The organism is Ruegeria sp. CL6 (genome assembly GCF_056536465.1).
The window spans coordinates 1-2,036 of sequence record NZ_JBQFPR010000029.1 but is presented as its reverse complement, the minus strand read 5'-3'; the positions used below and the strand labels follow the sequence as shown (position 1 = coordinate 2,036).

The window sequence follows — 2,036 nt, the reverse complement described above, 5'->3', positions numbered from 1 at the left end:
GGCAAGGATTCCTACCACCCCAGCCAGATCATCAGAACATGGAACGACGACAGGCTCTTGGGGCTAAACCCTCCGAGAAATGCCCCCGTTTATGCCCCAGCTGTTTCGGGTGTTACGGGTGTTGAGGGTGGGCCCTCAGAGGTCGTTGAAGGCCCATGCCACGCTTGCCTTACGCTTCAGATAAATTCTATTAGGCGAGAAGAATCTTGGCCTCGTACTTGCGCAGGCAGCGACCAGCAGTTTTAGGTTCTTGAGCCTGCGCAACTCCATTTAAGAATGCTTGTAACTCTCGCCGTTTTTCCGCATCAAATCCGGCAAGAGCCATGTCGCCCGGGAAAAGTGTTTCCGTTGCCAGCCCCTCTGCCAGGACAATTTCGTGCTGATCGGTCATAAAATGGAAATAGTGCACGGGTCTCAAGTCATCGACGCGAACCACATTAACATCATCCACCAGGAAACAAGCGGGAACCAGAATCTTCTCCTCACCAAAGAACAATTCTGACCTCCATCCGAAAATACAGATCCGATGCTGAGGTGAAACGAAAAGATCGCGACTTGGTCTGCCCGGACCGAAGGCATTTTCCCGAATGCAAATCGGGCGCAACCAATCATATTTTTCAAGATCGCTGCGATTGAAAAACCTGTCTCCAATCCAAGTAACTTCTACCAAACGACCATCCATCGCTCTAACCAATTGACCTACTTGCAACTGTTCAACAGGCTTCGGGCCATCGGGAGTCTCGATCAATGTGCCAGACACAAAACAGGGTACATTTCCTGTTGGAATTTGCACCGTAACATCAAGTGTGTCGCGGTTATTTCCTCGGCCTACTGCGGTAATACGCAATTCAAGTTGAGTCGCAGGATCAACTTCTACTCCATCTGCCAGTGTAACGGTTAGTACCCCTGTCGCACTGATGCTGACTTGCACTTCACTTGGCGATAGGTCTCCGTAACTAAGAACTTGGACACTCCATTGAGGCGCGCTTCCTCCACCTTGAAATCCGTAGGGCTGTGTTAATTGCTGGTCACTGGGCTGCAACGTTAGGCTGCTCGGTCCGACAATCGTAATTGACATTTACATTCCTACCGATAGGTCCTGTTAAATCTCAAATCTGGACTTGGGCTTCTTTAGTTTAGTCTATTCTAGCGAGCGTAGAAGTAACTTTTACTGCGAAACGCACGCACTGTATTCTAACACGAAACATTTTAGTAGAGTGGAGCTCTTTAAACCGTTAACCGTCTACTAGCGCTGGCAGTATTTCGACATCAGTTAAATACCGGGTCAACATTTAGACTCACAGTAAAAATCCGGTCGAAGTGAATCATTCGGCTGGAATCTCGGATACCGTCGTTTTTTGCACCGGACGCAAGTGATCGAAAACAATGTGAAAAAAATAAGTGTATACAGAATAGGTTAGCGTTAAGCCGACATTGAAGGCCAATGCGCCCGCCAATGTATGACCTCCAATCCACATAAGCAGAGGGCAGGTTATCAATACCGCTGACACCTCATGCATTGTGGCATGAATAAAACGAAGCCGATGCGGGCGTTTGCAGGCTAACCGACTAGTATAACGCCTTTCCACTATGTCGAAAAAAGTGTTGTAGATCGGGGACCAAACCAAAATCGCGACCGACAGAATGGCGATTATAGTAAACCCGTGCGCCATCGACGAGCCAGTAAATTGAGCATAGACGGGGGAAACGAATGCAATGCCGATCAATTCAAAAGTTGAAGTTTGAATAACGCGTTCTCGAAAAGACCGTAGTGTCATGCTTCTAGCTCGTGCAGTTATTTCGTCGCTTTTTTAAAAGCAGCGCTTCGCCATTAAATAATTTCGAAGCGGGCACTGAGCGCTGTTCTCGGATGTATTAATTTAACCACTTCAATTCGGATGATTGCTCAGGGATCATTCCTTGACAGTGAAGTCGATTACACAGGCTCACAGTTTTTGACGCATTGTTAACCGGGCGGTGATCGATGAGGTAACGGTGGTTCGCCATCGCTGTCATAACGAGCGCTGCGTCCGTCC

At 48.1% G+C, this 2,036-nt stretch carries 2 protein-coding genes; both read right to left on the bottom strand.

Annotated elements, in window-relative coordinates:
- Window positions 1–190 precede the first annotated feature (190 nt).
- Window positions 191–1,078 (bottom strand): Hint domain-containing protein, encoded by an 888-nt coding sequence (locus tag ACR0LH_RS21620; protein ID WP_480722426.1) that lies wholly within the window; start codon window positions 1,076–1,078, stop codon window positions 191–193.
- Between the two features lie 247 nt (window positions 1,079–1,325).
- Window positions 1,326–1,778 (bottom strand): PACE efflux transporter, encoded by a 453-nt coding sequence (locus ACR0LH_RS21615; protein ID WP_170601829.1) that lies wholly within the window; start codon window positions 1,776–1,778, stop codon window positions 1,326–1,328.
- Window positions 1,779–2,036: the final 258 nt, after the last annotated feature.